The 17,483-nt window shown below is 54.8% G+C and carries 17 protein-coding genes and 1 pseudogene; 5 read left to right on the plus strand and 13 right to left on the minus strand.

What is annotated here, in order from left to right; translation table 11 throughout:
• The first annotated feature begins 43 nt into the window (after positions 1–43).
• Both BLW97_RS09470 and hemG read left to right on the plus strand, forming a co-directional pair.
• Complete coding sequence (locus BLW97_RS09470; protein WP_075323001.1) at positions 44–1,084, plus strand: AI-2E family transporter; 1,041 nt, start codon at positions 44–46, stop codon at positions 1,082–1,084.
• Between the two features lie 5 nt (positions 1,085–1,089).
• The gene (gene hemG, locus BLW97_RS09475; protein WP_075323002.1) at positions 1,090–2,412 is read left to right on the plus strand and encodes a protoporphyrinogen oxidase; all 1,323 of its coding nucleotides are present in this window, start codon (positions 1,090–1,092) and stop codon (positions 2,410–2,412) included.
• A gap of 21 nt (positions 2,413–2,433) precedes the next feature.
• Here hemG and BLW97_RS09480 read toward each other — a convergent pair whose 3' ends face one another.
• The 8 genes from BLW97_RS09480 to BLW97_RS09515 all read right to left on the minus strand — a co-directional run bounded on the left by BLW97_RS09480 (position 2,434) and on the right by BLW97_RS09515 (position 10,173).
• The gene (locus BLW97_RS09480) at positions 2,434–3,333 is read right to left on the minus strand and encodes a L,D-transpeptidase family protein (protein WP_024893621.1); all 900 of its coding nucleotides are present in this window, start codon (positions 3,331–3,333) and stop codon (positions 2,434–2,436) included.
• Positions 3,334–3,423: 90 nt separating this feature from the next.
• The gene (gene recG, locus BLW97_RS09485) at positions 3,424–5,478 is read right to left on the minus strand and encodes an ATP-dependent DNA helicase RecG (protein WP_075323003.1); all 2,055 of its coding nucleotides are present in this window, start codon (positions 5,476–5,478) and stop codon (positions 3,424–3,426) included.
• Positions 5,479–5,482: 4 nt separating this feature from the next.
• On the minus strand, positions 5,483–5,698 hold the full coding sequence (locus tag BLW97_RS09490) for a DUF1858 domain-containing protein (protein ID WP_010637925.1): 216 nt from the start codon (positions 5,696–5,698) through the stop codon (positions 5,483–5,485).
• A 1-nt stretch (position 5,699) separates the two neighbouring features.
• The gene (locus tag BLW97_RS09495) at positions 5,700–6,089 is read right to left on the minus strand and encodes a Rid family detoxifying hydrolase (protein WP_010637923.1); all 390 of its coding nucleotides are present in this window, start codon (positions 6,087–6,089) and stop codon (positions 5,700–5,702) included.
• A gap of 14 nt (positions 6,090–6,103) precedes the next feature.
• Positions 6,104–8,383: a RelA/SpoT family protein gene (locus tag BLW97_RS09500; RefSeq protein ID WP_075323004.1), complete on the minus strand. Its 2,280-nt coding sequence runs from the start codon at positions 8,381–8,383 to the stop codon at positions 6,104–6,106.
• A complete protein-coding gene (gene rpoZ, locus BLW97_RS09505; RefSeq protein ID WP_010637920.1) occupies positions 8,367–8,642 on the minus strand; it encodes a DNA-directed RNA polymerase subunit omega in 276 nt (91 codons plus the stop codon). Before rpoZ ends, BLW97_RS09500 begins: the two co-directional genes overlap by 17 nt.
• A 22-nt stretch (positions 8,643–8,664) precedes the next feature.
• Positions 8,665–9,303 carry a guanylate kinase gene (gene gmk / locus BLW97_RS09510; RefSeq protein ID WP_031570147.1) on the minus strand — a complete coding sequence of 213 codons (639 nt, stop codon included), beginning with the start codon at positions 9,301–9,303 and terminating at the stop codon, positions 8,665–8,667.
• 6 nt (positions 9,304–9,309) lie between these two features.
• Positions 9,310–10,173, minus strand: a complete 864-nt coding sequence (locus BLW97_RS09515) for a YicC/YloC family endoribonuclease (RefSeq protein ID WP_075323005.1) — start codon at positions 10,171–10,173, stop codon at positions 9,310–9,312.
• Positions 10,174–10,588: 415 nt separating this feature from the next.
• Here BLW97_RS09515 and BLW97_RS09520 point away from each other — a divergent pair, with 415 nt between their 5' ends.
• Positions 10,589–10,963 (plus strand): hypothetical protein, encoded by a 375-nt coding sequence (locus BLW97_RS09520; RefSeq protein ID WP_024893625.1) that lies wholly within the window; start codon positions 10,589–10,591, stop codon positions 10,961–10,963.
• Here BLW97_RS09520 and BLW97_RS09525 read toward each other — a convergent pair.
• Positions 10,940–11,485 (minus strand): TlpA family protein disulfide reductase, encoded by a 546-nt coding sequence (locus BLW97_RS09525; RefSeq protein WP_035217829.1) that lies wholly within the window; start codon positions 11,483–11,485, stop codon positions 10,940–10,942. The genes BLW97_RS09520 and BLW97_RS09525 overlap by 24 nt on opposite strands.
• Before the next feature lie 76 nt (positions 11,486–11,561).
• On the opposite strand from BLW97_RS09525, the gene BLW97_RS09530 reads away from it, so the two are divergent.
• Both BLW97_RS09530 and BLW97_RS09535 read left to right on the plus strand, forming a co-directional pair.
• On the plus strand, positions 11,562–12,176 hold the full coding sequence (locus tag BLW97_RS09530; RefSeq protein ID WP_024893627.1) for a BMC domain-containing protein: 615 nt from the start codon (positions 11,562–11,564) through the stop codon (positions 12,174–12,176).
• 5 nt (positions 12,177–12,181) lie between these two features.
• A complete protein-coding gene (locus BLW97_RS09535) occupies positions 12,182–12,751 on the plus strand; it encodes an NUDIX hydrolase (protein WP_024893628.1) in 570 nt (189 codons plus the stop codon).
• A 139-nt stretch (positions 12,752–12,890) separates the two neighbouring features.
• Here BLW97_RS09535 and BLW97_RS09540 read toward each other — a convergent pair whose 3' ends face one another.
• The 4 genes and pseudogenes from BLW97_RS09540 to BLW97_RS09555 form a co-directional block, all read right to left on the minus strand.
• Positions 12,891–13,697, minus strand: coding sequence for a CbbQ/NirQ/NorQ/GpvN family protein (locus BLW97_RS09540; RefSeq protein WP_075323006.1), 807 nt, complete (start codon positions 13,695–13,697; stop codon positions 12,891–12,893).
• Positions 13,698–13,714: 17 nt separating this feature from the next.
• A complete protein-coding gene (locus tag BLW97_RS09545) occupies positions 13,715–14,041 on the minus strand; it encodes a P-II family nitrogen regulator (protein ID WP_010637896.1) in 327 nt (108 codons plus the stop codon).
• Positions 14,038–17,190, minus strand: a complete 3,153-nt coding sequence (locus tag BLW97_RS09550) for a DUF2309 domain-containing protein (protein ID WP_075323007.1) — start codon at positions 17,188–17,190, stop codon at positions 14,038–14,040. Before BLW97_RS09550 ends, BLW97_RS09545 begins: the two co-directional genes overlap by 4 nt.
• A pseudogene (locus BLW97_RS09555) lies at positions 17,175–17,483 on the minus strand (hypothetical protein); the annotation flags it as partial. The pseudogene BLW97_RS09555 and the gene BLW97_RS09550, both read right to left, overlap by 16 nt.

Raw genomic sequence — 17,483 nt, forward strand, 5'->3', positions numbered from 1 at the left:
CTGCAAATTCGCGGCTTGATCCACACGGAGCATACGTCAATTCATGCAACGCTTTTTTTTCCTGGCCATTTTGATTTTGCTGGGGTGGTTGACGATTCGTCTGTCTCCCGTTCTTACCCCCTTTTTACTGGCAGCCATTTTGGCCTATCTGGGTAACCCTCTGGTGACTTATCTCCAGCGTCATCGCATTGGCCGCAGTTGGGGCACCACGTTGGTGTTTGTGATTGTCCTGCTGATTGTTGCGGGTAGCATCATGGCCCTGTTACCGGTCATCAAGCATCAATCCCTGCTTTTTGTGGAGTATCTGCAAAAATATGGAGGATTACTACAAAGCCGTTTGATCCCGCAAATTGCCGCAGCAACGGGTATTCAACTGGATAGCGGCGCTGTTTCCCACTATGCCACCAGTAATGCCCAGAAACTGGCCACATGGCTGGGACATGGCGTACAAGTGGCGTTGAGCTCCGGGTCAGGGCTATTGACCAGCGCATTAAGCATCATTCTGGTGCCGGTTCTGGGTTTTTATTTATTACGGGACTGGCCGCGTTTGCTGGTCCGGATTGATCAGTGGATTCCGCAAAAGCATGCACCCTTGATACGTCTTTTGAGCCGGGATGCCGACACCATGCTGATGGCCTTTCTGCGTGGCCAACTGCTGGTCATGCTCGCCCTGGGTTGCAGCTACGCCATTGGTCTCAGCATCATCGGCCTTAAAACCGCCATTCTCATTGGTCTGATAGCCGGCATCCTGAGTTTTGTCCCTTATCTGGGTGTCATCAGCGGCGTCCTCATGGCCAGTCTCGCCATGTATGTGCAAACCGGTTCGCTGCTTTCGGTTGCCTGGGTATTATTGGTATTTTTCATCGGACAGATTCTGGAAAGCATGGTATTTACCCCTTATCTGGTAGGAGACCGCATCGGCCTGCATCCTGCGGCCGTCATATTTGCCGTGATGGCCGGAGGAGAGTTGTTCGGTTTTATCGGCCTGTTGCTTGCCCTACCCGTCACTGCCGTATTAGTGGCATTATTACGGCATTTTCAAAGCTGGTATTTGCAAAGCCCTTACTATCTGGGCAAGGAATAAACCCCTTGGATAAAGTCATCATTATCGGTGGCGGCCTTTCCGGTCTCGCCAGTGCCTATTTTTTGCAGCAACAGGGCGTGCAGTCACGCCTGCTGGAAGCAGCACCCCAAGTCGGGGGAAATCTTCTGAGCATCAAAGAAAATGGTTTTCTGCGGGATGCCGGACCCAATTCGCTGATGCTCAAAGGTCAGGTAGTTCCGGCACTGATGGATTCACTCCAACTGCAACAGGAAATCGTCGAAGCCAACCCTCTGGCCAAAAGGCGCTACATACTCAATCGCAAACGCCAACTGGTCCCACTCGGACCGGGAGTACTATTCAGCGGAAAGTTACTCTCTCTGCAGGGTCGCCTGCGCCTCCTCAGCGAAGCTTTTCGCGGGCGCGGCAAGTCCTCAGCGGAAGAAAGCATCGCCGGATTTGTACGCCGCCGCCTGGGTCCTGAAGTACTTACCTGGCTGGTTGATCCTTTTGTTTCGGGAGTATTTGCCGGGGATCCGGAACGACTGGCAGTTGCCGCCACTTTTCCGCGCCTGGTCAAAATGGAACAGGAACATGGTTCGCTATTCAGGGCCGCACTTGCTGGCCGTAAGAACCCCACCAAGCCACGTCTGGTTTCTTTCCACAATGGCCTGCAGGCCTTGCCCCTGCGCATGGCGGAACGGCTGGAGGGACCCCTGCAGTGCAACACGCCGGTAGATCTACTGCAACAACACGAGGACGGAACTTGGGAAGTATTCAGTCAACAGCAAAGCTGGCGGAGTGAAAAAATCATTCTGTCCCTGCCTGCCCATAAAGCAGCGGCTCTGCTGGCAACGCTGCAGCCAACCCTGGCGGCAGAACTGAAAGCCATCAGCTATCCAGCAGTCACTACGCTTTCTCTGGGATTCCCACGCAGCAGCGTTGCGCATCCCCTGGATGGTTTCGGCATGCTGATTCCCCGCACAATGGGTCTGGAAACCCTGGGCGTCCTGTTCTCCTCCACGCTGTTTCCAGATCGCGCAGCTCCAGAGCAGGTGCTGATGACGGCCTTCATTGGCGGCAGCCAGAATCCTCTGCAGGGTCGCAGTGACAGCGACCTTCTCCAGACCGTTTTACACGAAATCCGACCCATTTTGGGCATAGCAGGAGAACCCAGCTTCAGTCGCTGCCAAAACTGGCCGGAAGCCATCCCCCAATATGAACTGGGCCACCTGGCTCGCCTGGAACGCATCGCCAAAATAACCCGGCAGATTCCTGGATTGTATTTCCGCGCCAACTGGAGTGACGGTGTCGCCCTGGGTGATTGTATGGAAGCCGCCCAACAACTCAGCCAGAAGCTCGCACACTAGAGTTCCTTAGGCTACCGTGCGTTACTGATTTTTTCCCAGCCTGGCCAGAAGCACGTCCATATCTGTTTCAGGGGAAGAAGCGGAAGACTTTTTTGCACCCGGATTCCGGGCGTATTTAACGGAGCTTAAGTGCTTGGCCGTGCTGTGGGATTTATCAACACTGCCCCTCTTGCGGTGCTGATACTGTGACCATGCCAATTCTGCTTTCGGGTCAAAATTACGTCGATAACCCTTCACCTCACCCACAATTTCCACCGGGGTACCGACCTGTACCAGCGCCGCAATTTGTTGCGCATTCCAGTTGGACAAGGCTACGCAGCCCGCCGTCCAGCGACCTGGAAACACCTTGCTTTCCGGATCATCAGAAAACTGCGGACCCATCCCATGAATGCCTATTTCGCCGCCCAACGGAGTATTTTGAGGTGGAGTCTGACCGGCATCAATGGCGTCCACAATCGCGCGATACTGGCTATGGGTAATAATACCCTCCTGCAATCCCCACTCGGCATTTTCTTTGTTGGGATAGGTGAGTCCCATGAAAGGGCCATACTGGGTGCCATGGAGAATCCAGCCAATATGATAATGACCAACCGGCGTGACATCATCACCACGGGTACGACGCGGTGCCGAACCGTTAAAGCCAATGGCCACAGGGTAAGTAGCCAGGAGCGTATCTCCCCGATAAATCCGCAGCAGATGCGCAGTGGTTGAGACGACTATCCGCACGGGTTGCTGCTGCGCAAACGCAGAAACTGTCGGCGATACCACCGGAGCCACAGGAGTAATGACTGGCGCCTTGATTTGCGCCGCATAATAGGCCACAGAATGCACGGGCGGCGCAGAAATATGGGGGGCACACCCATCCAGACCCCACAGAACCATTAAGCCCAGCAGCCACCACCATTTTCTTAAATTACCCATGCACCTGCTTCCTTGGTTTTTTCATTTTAATGCTTTCATAATATACCCGAGATAGATCATCAAAGTCCATGATAATCGACATGTTTTCACTTAACCCACCTGGCTGTAATCCAGACGATTACCCAACCAGCGCTGAATCAGCGCCTGCACGACTTCTGGATTTTCGTGCAGCAATTGTGTGGCGAGACGTGGCAATTCGGCCAGCAGCGCTTCATCACGCATCATGTCTGCCACCCGCATCTGCAGCAATCCGGTTTGCCGCGTGCCCAGATACTCGCCAGGGCCGCGTAATTCCAGGTCTTTGCGGGCAATCACAAAGCCATCGCGACTGTCACGCATGACCTGCAGGCGCGCCCGGGCTTTTCCCCCCAAAGGCGGATGATAAAGGAGTATGCAACTACTTTGCCGTTGACCACGCCCTACCCTGCCGCGCAACTGATGGAGTTGCGCGAGGCCCATCCGTTCCGCATGCTCAATCACCATCAGACTGGCATTGGGCACGTCCACACCGACCTCAATGACCGTGGTCGCCACCAGAATCCGGGTTTTCCCCGCCTTGAAGTCTGCCATGACCCGCGCTTTTTCGGCGGCAGGCAGACGCCCATGTACCAGCGCGATTGGAACTTCCGGCAAGGCTGCCTGCAAATCGGCATAACTGGTTTCTGCTGCCTGCAGCGCCAGGATCTCGGATTCTTCAATCAGTGGACAAACCCAGTAAATCTGATCTCCTTCAGCCAATCGGTGCTGCATGCGGGTCATCAACTCTGCCCGCCGGGTATCGGCAACAACCAGGGTTTCTACGGGACTGCGTCCCGGCGGCAGTGCGTCAATAATCGACAAATCCAGGTCCGCATGGACCGTCATCGCCAGAGTCCGGGGGATAGGCGTCGCCGTCATCACCAGAAGATGAGGAATGGTTCCCTTTTCCAGCAACTGCCGGCGCTGATCCACGCCAAAGCGATGTTGTTCATCAATAATCACCAGACCCAGTCCGGCAAATTTTACTTCATCCTGAAAAAGTGCCTGGGTTCCCACGACAATCTGGATGCGTTGATTGTGTAAATTTTCCAGGACTTCGCGGCGGGCTTTCTGACCAAGCCCGCCCACCAGAAAACCCACCTGAATACCAAGGGGTGTCAACCATTCCACAAAACGGTCATACAATTGTTCGGCAAGGATTTCCGTTGGTGCCATCAGGGCTACCTGGTAATTTTGCTCCACGGCCGTCAATGCTGCCGCTGCGGCTACCAGCGTTTTGCCGGAGCCCACATCGCCTTGCAGCAAACGCCGCATGGGCCGGGCCTGAGCCATATTCTGGTTAATTTCCGCAATGACCCGCTGCTGTGCGGCAGTCAGTGCAAAAGGCAGTTGTTTCAGAAACGCCGTCCAGAGACTCCCACTGGCTTTAATTACCGGAGCACCCGTTTCATCACCGGCCGTACGGGCAGAGCGAATAGCCAGATGATTGGCGAGCAGTTCTTCCAAGGCCAGACGCTGCCAGGCGGGATGCGCAGGCGTCGGCACTTCTTCTGCACTTTCGTGCAAAAGCCGCAGGCCCTCACCCAGGGGTGGCCACGCCGGACCTAAATATTTCGCCAGATAATCGGGGAGCTGATCCACCAGGGTCAGTGCCTGGGCAACCCAGCGCCGCCATTGTGCCTGGGTAATGCCCTGGGTACTGGGATAAAAAGGGGTCAGGTGGGTCGGCGCCTCAAATTGCGGCTGGTCGGCCATCTGCCACTCAGGATGCACCATTTCCAGACCCTGGTAACCCGCACGGGTTTCCCCGAAACACCATAAGCGCCTGCCTTCCTGCCATTGGGCACGCATCGGCGCGAGCATGTGAAAAAGGCGGATATACAGTTGTCCGGTACCGTCACTGAGGGTGACCAGCCACTGATCGCGACGCCCACGCAAGTGTTCCACCTGGGTAATCTCGCCAAGCACCGCAGCTTCCTGTTCAGGCAGCAGTGTCCCGATGGGCAAAAGATGGCGCCGGTCCTGGTAGCGGCTGGGCAGATGGAAAAGCACATCCTGGACCCGCCAGATATCCATGCGCTGCAGGCGCTGAACCAGGGCCGGACCAACGCCCCGCAGCGCCGAAACCGAACTTTGCAGGTAGAGAGGAGCGGAGGAGGCAGGCACCTGCTCAGTCGCTGTGCGGCAGAGCCTCGCGATGGGCCCACTCGTTCAGGATTTCGTTAAGATCTACCCCATGCATCCGCGCCACCCCGGCCAGAGTTTCGCGATCAGCAATAAAGCATTCACCGCAATGAATTCCCCGCTCTTCCAGCAATGATACCAGCACCGGATGTTCCTGCAGCAAAACCCGCATCGGCTGGGCCAGAAGTTCGGCGCGCTCCATATCAGTCCGATTTCCCCAAGGCGACAATACCGTCAATTTCCACCTGGGCACCCCGGGGCAGTGCCGTAACCTGCACCACCGCCCGGGCTGGGTAGGGCAGCGCAAACTCCGCCTCCAAAGCCTGGTTCACTGCTGCAAAATTGCTGAGATCCGTAAGAAAAACCTGCAATTTGATGGCCTGTTGCAAATCTGTGCCAGCAGCCGCACAAACCGCCTTGAGGTTGTCCAGCACCCGCCGTATCTGCAATGAAAAATCCCCTTCCACCATCTGTCCGGTGCCGGGATCCAGGGGTATTTGTCCCGACAGGTAGAGCAGACCGTTATGGGTCATCGCCTGACTGTAGGCGCCAATAGCCTGGGGTGCTGCATCACTGTGTACTGGTGTCGGCATGTTTTCTCCTTGGATTAGTTCTTGACCCGCTGTACCCGTGAAACCATGGGCAAACTCCGCAAACTGCGCATGATTTTCGCCAGATGATCCCGGTCATGGGCCAATATGGTAAAGGTGATTCCGGTATAGAGTCCATCCTGAGGCTCAATATCCACATGGTCGATGTTGGAATCTTCATCGGAGATGAGGGTGGCAATACGGGCCAGAACGCCCCGGGCACTTTCTGCCACCACCCGGATAGTCACCGGGAAATCGCCATGAGCATCGGGGTCCCACTGCACATCCACCCAACGATCACGACGCTTGCGCCATTCGCGAATGTTATGACAATCGTGGGTATGCACAACCACCCCTTTGCCTGCGCTGATAAAGCCCAAAATGGGATCGCCCGGGATTGGCCGACAGCAACGCGCCAGGGTCACCGGCAAACCTTCAGTGCCGCGAATCAGCAACGGTTTTTTCACCGCCACCTCGCGATTCAGACGGCTGGGCAGCAGTTGGCTTACCGCCTGCCCCAGACGCCGCGCGGTTTGCGCCAAACGTCCCCGGTCATCTTCTTCCGGCAACAATTTATGGGCTACGACCAGCGGAAATAATTCACCCATTCCGACAGCCGCCAGCAACTGGCCTTCCTCCTGAACATTGAAAGTGCCCAGAACGCGCTGCCAATCCGCCGCAGCCAACTGCTGATAATTTCCACCCAGACTCTGCAGTGCCTTCTCCAGCAGATTACGACCGAGGGTTTCTGCGTCTTCGCGTTGAATGGTTTTGAGATAGGCCCTGACACTGCTGCGGGCCTTGGCAGTAACGACCACGTCCAGCCAGCCAGGCTGCGGATGCGCCGAAGTGGCAGTGACAATATCCACCTTGTCACCATTATTCAGAGGACTGCGCAGGGGCACATACATATCATTGACGCGGGCGGCAACCGCCTGATTCCCGATATCCGTATGAACGGCATAGGCAAAATCAACGGCCGTGGCACCACGCGGCAGGCTGAGAATTTTTCCTTTGGGCGTAAACACATATACTTCATCAGGGAAAAGATCGAGCTTGACACTTTCGAGGAATTCCTGCGAATCGCCGCCCTGGGTCTGCAACTCCAGCAAACGCTGCAGCCAGGCCCGGGCCTGGGTTTCGGCATGGGCATGATTCATCCCGGTTTTGTAAAGCCAGTGGGCAGCCACACCGGCTTCCGCCACCCGGTGCATATCTTCCGTACGAATCTGGACTTCTACAGGGTGCCCAAAAGGTCCCAGCAACACCGTGTGCAGAGACTGATAGCCGTTGGACTTGGGAATCGCAATATAGTCTTTGAAACGCCCGGGAATCGGCCGATATAAGCTGTGAATGATGCCCAATACACGATAGCAGGTATCCACATCCGCCACGATCACCCGAAAGGCGTGCAAATCCAGAATGGAACTGAAGGCCATCCCTTTTTTTTGCATCTTGCTATAAATGCTGTAAACATGCTTCTCGCGGCCGCTGACCTGTGCTTCAAAACCCTCTTGATGCAGACGGTCCAGCAAAGCTTGCTCGATTTTCTGGACGGCCTCTTTGCGATGACCGCGAGCCGCCTTGACGGCTTCGTTGAGGGTATGCCAGCGCTTGGGGTAAAGATGGGAAAAAGCCAGCTCTTCGAGCTCGATACGAATGGCATGAATCCCCAGACGCTGGGCAATAGGCGCATAAATATCGAGGGTTTCACGGGAAATGCGCCGTCTTTTTTCCGGAGTCATGGCCCCCATCGTCCGCATGTTGTGCAGACGATCGGCCAGCTTGATCAGCACTACCCGAATATCCCGGGACATGGCCAGAAACATTTTGCGGAAATTTTCGGCCTGGGCTTCTTCCCGGGTTTCGAAACGGACCTGACCGAGCTTGCTGACCCCATCGACCATTTCCGCGACTTCCGGGCCAAAACGCTCGCCGAGTGCTTCCTTGCTAATGCCACAATCTTCAATGACATCATGCAGCAAAGCCGCCTGCACGGTAAATATATCCAGTTGTAGTTCTGCCAGAATACAGGCCACCGCTACCGGATGATGAATATAGGGCTCGCCACTGCGACGGGTTTGCTCGCCATGCGCTGCCAGTGCCAGTTCATAGGCTTCCCGGACCCGAGCCACTTCTTCTGGAGTCATGTACTGCTGTAATAACGCCCGCAAAGGCGCACAGGGATCGTCCAGTGCCGGCTTTACCGGTGGTAACCGCAATACTTCACCAACCCCGGATGCCAAAGGCAATACGGGGACGGAAACCGCCTCTACCGATTCAGACGCCGGAGGCATCCTCTGCTCCCGCTAAATCGCGACCCGCTGCGCCCGGAAAATTGGGCATTGGGGGTGGCATCTGCTCGTCCAGAATGGACCGGGTTACCAGGCCTGCCGCCACTTCGCGAAGGGCCACCACGGTGTTTTTGTCCCGTCCTACTTCCACTCCGGCTATAGCTCCAGAAGCCAGCTGGCGGGCACGACGCGCCGCCACCAGGGTCAGTTCAAAACGATTGGTGACATTTTCCAGACAATCCTCAACAGTTACTCTCGCCATTTTTACTTACCTTATTCAATAGTTAATAAATCATACCCAAAAGATCTTTTAGACGCTGATGCTGGGCATGCTGTTGGCTGCCCAAACGCAGATGTTCCGCATGGACAATGCTGCGCAAATCGGCCAGTGCTGTTTCAAACTGGTCATTCACGACCAGATAATCAAATTCGTCATAATGCAGCAACTCTTCACGGGCTGCCGCCACGCGCCGCGCAATGACTTCATCGGAATCCTGGGCGCGCGCCCGCAAACGGGTTTCCAGGGTATCCAGTGAAGGCGGCAGAATAAAAATACTGACCGCCTGTCCGGGTAAACGTTCACGGACCTGACGCGCGCCCTGCCAGTCTATCTCCAGCAACACATCCATACCTGCAAACAGCTGACTTTTGACCCAGGGCTCACCGGTGCCATAACCATTACCATGCACCCGGGCATATTCCAGAAACTCGCCCCGCTCCGCCATTTCGCTGAATTGCGCCATTTCCACGAAATGATAGTCTGTTCCATCCACCTCTCCGGGCCGCGCCGGCCTTGTGGTGTAGGAAACCGAAGTGCGTAACTGCGGAACAGCCTCTACCAGCGCTCGCGACAAGCTGGTTTTCCCCGCCCCGCTCGGTGCCGAAATAATCCACAGGATACCGCGTTCTGCGCTGCTCGTCATGATTTTCTACTCCACATTCTGCACCTGCTCGCGCATCTGTTCGATCAACACCTTCAGTTCCACAGAAGCAAAAGTCACCTGACTGTCTGCGGCCTTGGAGGCCAGGGTGTTGGCTTCCCGGTTCAACTCCTGCATTAAAAAATCCAGACGCCGTCCAACCGCTTCGCGGCGGGTCAGTATCCGTCTTAATTCCTGCAGATGCGTATCCAGCCGATCCAGCTCTTCTGCCGTATCCTGACGCTGAAGATAAAACAGAATCTCCTGCTCCCAACGCTGCGGATCCACCTGAATGGTCAGGTCAGCAAGGCGGGCCTGCAAGCGATTACGCACCGCCTCTTCCAGTTCCGGAAGATGCGCCCGCAAAGCGCGGGTCTGTTCGCCAATAGCGTCCACCCGACTCAATAGCATCTGCGCCAGAGCTGCTCCCTCACGCTCCCGGGTGGCCTGCAATTCTGCAATGGTACTGTCCAGCAATGACAACACTTCTTCTTCCAGAACAGCGCTGTCCGTGCCGGTGCTTTGCACCAGCCCAGGCCAACGCAAGGCGTCCAGCGGATTCAAAGCCATCTCGCGCAGATTCCAGCACTGCAGCAATTCACTGTAAATGGTCTGTAATTCTTCCGCCAGATCACGATTGAGGCGCAATCCCCCACCCTCAACAGCCTGAAAGCGCAGCCAGACATCAACTCTTCCGCGCTGCAGGGATTTTTGCAAGCGTGCCCGGATCGCCGTTTCATACACGGAAAAACCTTCCGGCAACCGTAAACTGATATCCAGGTAACGGTGGTTAACCGTACGCAACTCCCAGACCAGCGTGCCCCAGTCTCCATGCCTTTCACTGCGGGCAAACCCCGTCATACTACGAATCATGTGTACCACTCCGTTGCCAGATGCCACTGTAACCCCAAAGACGGCAGCGGGCCTGCAGGCTTTGCAGCGACTTTGGCCCGCGCCGTTGTTGTTCTTGGCGAAATCCTGCGCCCGTCAGGAGAGCTGTTTGAGCCCAAAGGGCGAGTTCTCTCCTGACAGCAGGATGAGCCTTAGAACAACAGACAAGGGACGTTGGAGCAAAAAGCCTGCAGGCCCGCTGCCATCTTCAGGATAATACCCGCTTAACCTAGCACAAGGACAGAAAAGCATCGAGAAGCGTAACTTTAGCATATAAGCATATGAATATAATTATTGACAGCACTCCCAAGCTGAACTATACCCAAAGGGTCGTAGCCCAAAAGCACCCCATCCAATAAGGGTGCATTCATGAAATTGCACAACGGGAGAGTGTTCTATGGTTGCCACACAGGAAATGTTATTTGAATGGGACGAATGGAAAGAGCGGGCGCTGGCCCGGGGCGTTGCTGAGGATTTGGCAGAATTAGGTAAAAATCTGATGCGCGACGCCTACATGCAACGCTGGCCGGAAGCCGTGCTGGGTGATTGTGGCTGGGATGATGATGGTTTTGGGATGCTGGCGCTGGCCTGCGCCAAACCTGCTGAAACACGTCGGGATTGGGAGCGTTTGTATGCCCAATATCACCGGCGGCCGGCTTGCCCGCTGGAGCAGCCATTAGCAGCAGAGGCGAAAGCTCTGGCACCTCTCTATCCGGCAACGCGCCCACAGGGAAAGAGCCATACATCGCTAATGATGGGACATCCAAAGTAATCGCCAGACGACAACGGGCAGGGAAATAGCCCCTACATAACGGCCTACGATCTGCCCCTTGGGGTTGATCAGCAAGGAGGTAGGGGTCAGAGTGACGCCACCCAGAATTTGTGCGGCCACTCCATTTTTATCCGCATAGAGAGGATAATCCATAGCAAAGCTGGCGCGTGCCGCTGCGATGGCCTGTGGCGTGTTTCCGGCAACAGCCACACCCAGCACCGTGAATCCAGCACCCCCAAACCATTGCTGGAGCCAGTTGAGAGCGGGGATTTCGGCAATGCAGGGAGGGCAATCCGTAGACCAGAAATTGATCAGGGTCACCTGATTTGCTCCGGGATGATACTGTACCCACTGCCCATCCAGCTTTTGCAGGGTCAAAACCGGTAATGTGGCAGGGGTAGCAACATCACTTGCGCCGCGCCATTGTGTCCATACATATACTCCGGCCACGACCAACACCATCAGCACAATATCCAGAGCCCAGCGCCGCAGGCGATGCTTTCCCAATACTATCAACCTCATCTGATCAACATGAAATGGACTGGAGCGTAGCGGTAAATCCCGCTATAATCGTTCGACTATATTCGAACCATGGCTCATGATTCAACTTCGCACTTACGTCTACATAGACTCCCTACAACCGCAACTCGCTGCATATATGGCCTCGGTCTCCCAGGGCTTTCTTCCTGTGCCCGGCGATGCGGCCTTGTGGATTGAAGTTTCCCCTGCCATGGCGATTCACCGTCTCACGGACATTGCCCTGAAAGCTACTCGCGTGCATCTTTCCCAGCAGGTCATTGAACGCGAATTTGGAGCGATGGTCGTTCATCATCGTGACCAGAGTGATGTACGGGAGGCTGGTCGAGTGGTTTTGCAGCGCATGGGTGCCAGTCAGCAGGATCGTACCGCCTGCAAAATCACCTGGAAAGAAATCATCCGTGGAATGATGCCGGATCACACCGTACTCATAAACCGCCAGGGGCGGCGCGGCTCCATGATTCTTCCGGAGCAAAGCATGTTCATTCTGGAAACTGATCCGGCCGGTTACGTCATATATGCCGCCAATCAGGCGGAAAAAGCTGCCAATATCACGCTGGTCGATGTGCGTGCCGTGGGTGCCTACGGACGCCTGACCATTGCCGGAAAGGAAGCGGACGTGGATGAAGCCGCAGCCGCCGCCATCCACGCTGTGGAAAACCCTTCCTGGACTTGATGCAGATGAATCGGCAAACCCTGCAAACCCAGCTCTGCCAGTATCGTAGTCACTATATGGAAGAGCTGGCTTATGCCCGTCGGGGTTGCGTTCTTTTGCAAAGCGATCCGGATTGCTTTTTTCGGGAAGGCAGCGGCCTGCACATTACCGCTTCCACCTGGATTCTCAACCCTGCCCGTACCGCTACGCTGTTTATGCTCCACCGGAAACTGGAGCAATGGTTTCAGCCGGGAGGACATGCGGATGGTGATGAAAATGTCCTCGCCGTGGCGCTCAAGGAGTGCAGCGAAGAAACCGGGGTTGCAGAGACAGATATCCGCTTGCTGCAATCAAGCATCTTTGATGTGGATATTCACCGGACTCGCCGGCATGGCAGCGAGCCAGCCCATCAGCATCTGGATATTCGATTTCTGGTAGAAATAGATGATCGTATCCCCCTGGATGGAAACAGTGAGTCCCATGCCTTGCGTTGGATACCCCTGCATGAGGTACACGCCTACAATAAGGGACTTTCCATCCATCGAATGCTGATCAAAAGTACGGAGTGGTTGCGTCAGGACAGAAACCAGGGCTAGATTCGGCCGGGTTCAAAGCTAAAAAGCCGTGGCGAATGGGAGAAGCCCAATTCACCACAGCTTTTTATGAAGCTTTCAGTCCTCAAAATGGTCGCGGGCCTGGAGGCTTTGCAGCAACTCTGGCCCGCGCCGTTTCAGGTTAGAAAAAAGTACCGACGGCCGCATCCAGGGCGTCACGCATATCCGGATCATCCGTAATCGGGCGCACCAGGGCCATGCTGCAGGCCGCAATGGGTGCCACACCTTTCTGTATCAACGCACCGGCATAAATGAGCATACGTGTGGACAAGCCTTCATCCAGACCGTGACCCTTGAGGTTGCGCGAACGCTCGGCAATGGAAACCAGCTTTTCCGCCATATCTTCCGAAACACCCGACTCATGAGCCACAATTTCCACTTCAATCGTCCGTTCCGGATAGGAAAAATCCAAAGCCCCAAAACGCTGCTTGGTGGATTGTTTCAGATCTTTCATGGAAGACTGGTAGCCGGGGTTAAAGGAAATCACCAGCTGAAAATCAGGATGGGCCTGAATCAGCTCACCCTTCTTATCCAGGGGAAGTGTGCGCCGATGATCCGTAAGAGGATGAATCACCACCGTCGTATCCTGACGAGCCTCGACAATTTCATCCAGATAACAGATGGCCCCTATACGCGCAGCGGTGGTCAGAGGACCGTCCTGCCATTTGGTACCATCCTTGTCCAGCAGAAACCGCCCTACCAGGTCTGAAGCCGTCATGTCCTCGTTACAAGCCACACTGATCAGTGGCCGCTTCAGGCGCCACGCCATATATTCAATAAAACGGGACTTTCCGCAACCGGTCGGGCCCTTGACCATCATTGGCAGACGGGCCGCGTAAGCCGCTTCATACAGGGAAATTTCATCATGGACTTCCTTGTAATACGGCTCTTTCTCAATCAGGTACTGTTCTTTTGAATCACTGTTCACCGTAACACCTCTTGATATTAATTCTTGAATTTCACCAGCCGACTGACCTGGATATCTGTAACAAACACAACACCGGTATGTTTCTCAAAAAATGGCGCGAAGCCTTCCAGAATAGGAGACACCAACTCTTCGGGAACAGCCACTATAATCATGATCAGCACGTCATCTTCATTGAACATGACGTGTCCTTCATAAATGCCGTGACTGCCTTTTCCAGACAAATTACCGACAATGGTATAACCTTTCACCCCGGCCCTGTCGAGAAGATCCGTGGCAAAATCCTTGTGCGCGCCCTCCATGATGATTTCCAGCTTTTTCAAAGGGCTCAAATTCAGTGTGTTCATGCGATTTCCTCCAGGAGGGTCTGTCTGTCAGGGGTTTCGGTTCGTTCTTGCAAGTGAAAGGCACCATCTTCGAGGACATAGGCGCGATAATCATCTTCCGGATCCATGATGATGACCCGGACCCAACCCCCACCCAGCAGCGCCTTGATTTTAACCAGGTTACCCACGGATCTCTGGGCAAAAGCGACCGGAGCTTCGACCAGCACAATCAAGCGCACCGGCTCATGGTAAGGCTTACCATCCTTGAGGACGGTCTGGGTAGGCAGCCCTGTACGCAAATCACTCTGGTTGCCGGTCATCACTGCAAAGCGCCCCGCCACGTTGTGATATACCTTACTGCCACTACCATAGTGCTCCGTATCCACAACGGAAAAATAATGTTCCAGATTAATCCATTCACCCACCACCATGGGACTGGAAAGAATGGTTTCCAGAAGACGGCCCTTGAGATCCAGGCGGTAATCGTAGGAATGGAGAAAAGCCCGGCTTTCCAGATCCAGACCCTCGGTCAATTCCCGTCGGCCAACAATCGCATAGACATTGCGGGTCAAGCCCCACTCCGGACGGACCTGAGACCAGTCGTGGGTTTGGCGCTGAGCCATGGCCGCCGCTGCGTAGGGGTCCTGGGCCAACCTGGCATTTCCTCCGAGCAGTGGCATGCGTTCTGCAGCAGAACGACGGGTAGCTGCTGACAAGCCATTCTGCAAACGCTCCAGATAGAGCAGATGTCTTGCTGGCAACAAGTCCACATCATGCAGCTCCACCACGTCTGAAGTGGTGTTATGCACGGCCGGCATAAACCAGGTATCGTCAGGGATGATGATTCCCTTGTCGCGCAAACGCCGGCGTACCTCGGGTTTGTTGGCCATAGCCGCAAATACCCGGGCATTGGGTAGCCCCTTGCCACCTCCACAGGCCCCACAATCCAGAGCCGATTCATAGGGATTGTTTTCGGTTTCGCTTTGATGCCCAACCAACAGCACAAAGCGCGAAAAATTACGATTCATACCAATCAGCAGCAGAGCCTGAGAAATGTAGCGGACCTGCTCATCCAGACTGAAACCAATGCGGCCCAGTCGCTCCATCTGCAAACTGGTTTCATGCCGTTCGACCCGATATATGTCACGCAATTTCTGAATGAATTCAGACTCCTGCTGAGCAGACAAATTGCGGCGTTGGGCCAGTGCACTGGGTCCAGAGATATGTTCCAAAGCAATTTCGCGCAACTCTTTGACATCGTCGTCCGTCACCTGATCGCGCGGAACATTCCATTCCTTGATCAACGCCCGGACAATCATCGCCCGCTGCACAGCCCGCAAAATGGAATCCGCCTGATCCGGACTGAGCTTGTCCAGGAGCAGTCGCGTTACCGGCTTTTCAGCATGCAGCTTGTGATGGAGATGATGATAAGTCAGCGGTGCGACGGTCTTGCCAATCAGGCCCAGACTGAAAATGAGACCCACGGCTTCTACTGCCACAAATGGGGACAACACCGAACTTTTTAGCTCATGAAGCACATGCTCAAGAGCACCATAAAGCGGTTCTTCTTCCAGTTCCAGTTCGGCGGGGATTTCCAGCACCAGATTTTTGGGGGTCTGAATCGCCGGACAAAGGTGCACTTCAGTGCCGCGACCATACTCCAGGAAGCTGATCGGCACCCCAAAAAACCCACCAATTCCAAAAGTCTGATAATCACCAATCGCTTCCAGGTGCCGGCGCATGGGTTCCGAACGCACATCAATACAAAGCAATGCCTGGGCAAAAGGCCGTTTCTCCTCCGCTGCTGCAGGCGCCTGCGGAATATGGATCCGGTTGACCAGATCCTTGATGTAGTGAGACTCCATGGAACGCAACCAGGTAAAGCCTTCCTGCTTTTCCCAGGCCCGCATAATCTCCAAAAACCTGTCGAGCTGATCAGGCGTCATCGCCAACAGCTCCGCTTCCGCTGCTGCGCCCATGGCTTTAGCCAGTCGCTGCAGATTTTTAACCTGACGTTCCGCTTCCCAACGCGACTTAGCAGTAATGTACTGCTGCGCCATCTTGTCAAAACCAGAGCGTTTGCGCCGTGCCAATACATCTTCTACCTGTTGTGCCCAGGCGGGTAAAATGGACCCCGTGTACAACTCCAGACGCAAATAGGCAGAAAAAGGATCCGCATGGACAACATCCTGAATTTCTTCGGCATTAGCCGGACAAGCATGGTGCCTGACCGCCTCCTGAAGCAACGCCATACCCAGAACCATGCGTACGGCCAGAAAATCCGTCAGATCCGCCGGATACTGCTCTGCCCAGTAATAGTGTTTGGCTGTACTCCGGTAGCGGATGAAACCCGCCCAACCATGCAAACGCGTCAATTGCCGGGTAATATATTTTTGCCAGGATGCTTCGGGAACTTTCAGATCCCGGAGAATATGCGCCACTACGCCTTCAGGCGTCGCTTCTGAGTCCAGAAGATTGCGCAAATGCAGTCCACGCAGGAAAAAGCGCACATTATGCTGAGCCACTTCTTTCCATGCAGCAAAAAATCCCTGCTTGCGTCCCGGCGACTGCCAGGCTGACTGACCTTCATCAAAAAAGTCCAGACAGCTTTTTACCAGCAGATCATCCAGGGTACTGCCAATGTCTGTCCCGAACAGACGATCGACATTGGCATAAACTGGCCCGTCCAGGGCTATTTTATGGCTGAGAATGTCTTGCAGGCGGTATTTTTGGGTTTCGTCGTCTTGATCTGGCGCTTGTCCATGGAGAACTGCATGCAGAATTCGTCCATCGAGCCAATCCGTCCTCGGGACCATCTGCTCGTTCTGGCAACGCGTCAGCAAGGACCAGAGCCAATGCTCCATGGAAATTCCGGGCAGAGTCTCGGCGTGTTTTTCGAGAAAAACATGGAGATATTTGCGCAGTGCATTTTCATCGACTTTCCCGGCCTGCCAATATTCCTGATATTCACTGCGGGAAAGATATCCGCGTCCGTGAAATAATCGGCCCGCTTCTTCCACCGCCTCTTCAAAAGGAAGGTGTTCCAGCCCAAACAGCGGGTTATGGTGAATGAAGGTGCGCATTGGCCAAAACCGTGGAATGGGCTCGCTGGCCACATAAATCATCGTCCGTACTTTCAGACGATCACCTAAATTCAGTTGATGATCCATATGCCCCCCCAGAAGATTCCGACCAAAGCAAATACCCCCAAAGTCAGCCCACCCAACCAGGTGCCAGCCACACTCAAGTCATGCACCGCATCGCCATGGTATATACCGAAAAGTAAATCCTGCAAAAGCCGCCCTACGGTCCACCCCCAAAGGAGCAGGACCAGCAATAACAAAGGCATCCAGATGATTGGCAAACTTTCCATAGCCTGTAACAAGGCGAAAAAATTGGGAAAGATGGGTGTGGCGGTGGCGGCAAGTGCGGTCAGAGAGATCAGCACGGAAAGACGGGGCAA

The sequence above is a fragment of the Acidithiobacillus albertensis genome (assembly GCF_001931655.1).
GTDB classification, from domain to species: domain Bacteria; phylum Pseudomonadota; class Gammaproteobacteria; order Acidithiobacillales; family Acidithiobacillaceae; genus Acidithiobacillus; species Acidithiobacillus thiooxidans.

Coding starts and splice junctions, on each gene's coding strand:
- BLW97_RS09480 (WP_024893621.1), bottom strand. CDS start 3,333: ATGGGTAATTTAAGAAAATGGTGGTGGCTGCTGGGCTTAATGGTTCTG.
- BLW97_RS09545 (WP_010637896.1), bottom strand. CDS start 14,041: ATGAACACACTGAATTTGAGCCCTTTGAAAAAGCTGGAAATCATCATG.
- BLW97_RS09495 (WP_010637923.1), bottom strand. CDS start 6,089: ATGCCGACACCAGTACACAGTGATGCAGCACCCCAGGCTATTGGCGCC.
- BLW97_RS09550 (WP_075323007.1), bottom strand. CDS start 17,190: ATGGATCATCAACTGAATTTAGGTGATCGTCTGAAAGTACGGACGATG.
- BLW97_RS09490 (WP_010637925.1), bottom strand. CDS start 5,698: ATGGAGCGCGCCGAACTTCTGGCCCAGCCGATGCGGGTTTTGCTGCAG.
- BLW97_RS09520 (WP_024893625.1), top strand. CDS start 10,589: ATGGTTGCCACACAGGAAATGTTATTTGAATGGGACGAATGGAAAGAG.
- BLW97_RS09525 (WP_035217829.1), bottom strand. CDS start 11,485: ATGAGGTTGATAGTATTGGGAAAGCATCGCCTGCGGCGCTGGGCTCTG.
- BLW97_RS09530 (WP_024893627.1), top strand. CDS start 11,562: ATGATTCAACTTCGCACTTACGTCTACATAGACTCCCTACAACCGCAA.
- BLW97_RS09500 (WP_075323004.1), bottom strand. CDS start 8,383: ATGCCTCCGGCGTCTGAATCGGTAGAGGCGGTTTCCGTCCCCGTATTG.
- BLW97_RS09515 (WP_075323005.1), bottom strand. CDS start 10,173: ATGATTCGTAGTATGACGGGGTTTGCCCGCAGTGAAAGGCATGGAGAC.
- gmk (WP_031570147.1), bottom strand. CDS start 9,303: ATGACGAGCAGCGCAGAACGCGGTATCCTGTGGATTATTTCGGCACCG.
- BLW97_RS09535 (WP_024893628.1), top strand. CDS start 12,182: ATGAATCGGCAAACCCTGCAAACCCAGCTCTGCCAGTATCGTAGTCAC.
- BLW97_RS09470 (WP_075323001.1), top strand. CDS start 44: ATGCAACGCTTTTTTTTCCTGGCCATTTTGATTTTGCTGGGGTGGTTG.
- rpoZ (WP_010637920.1), bottom strand. CDS start 8,642: ATGGCGAGAGTAACTGTTGAGGATTGTCTGGAAAATGTCACCAATCGT.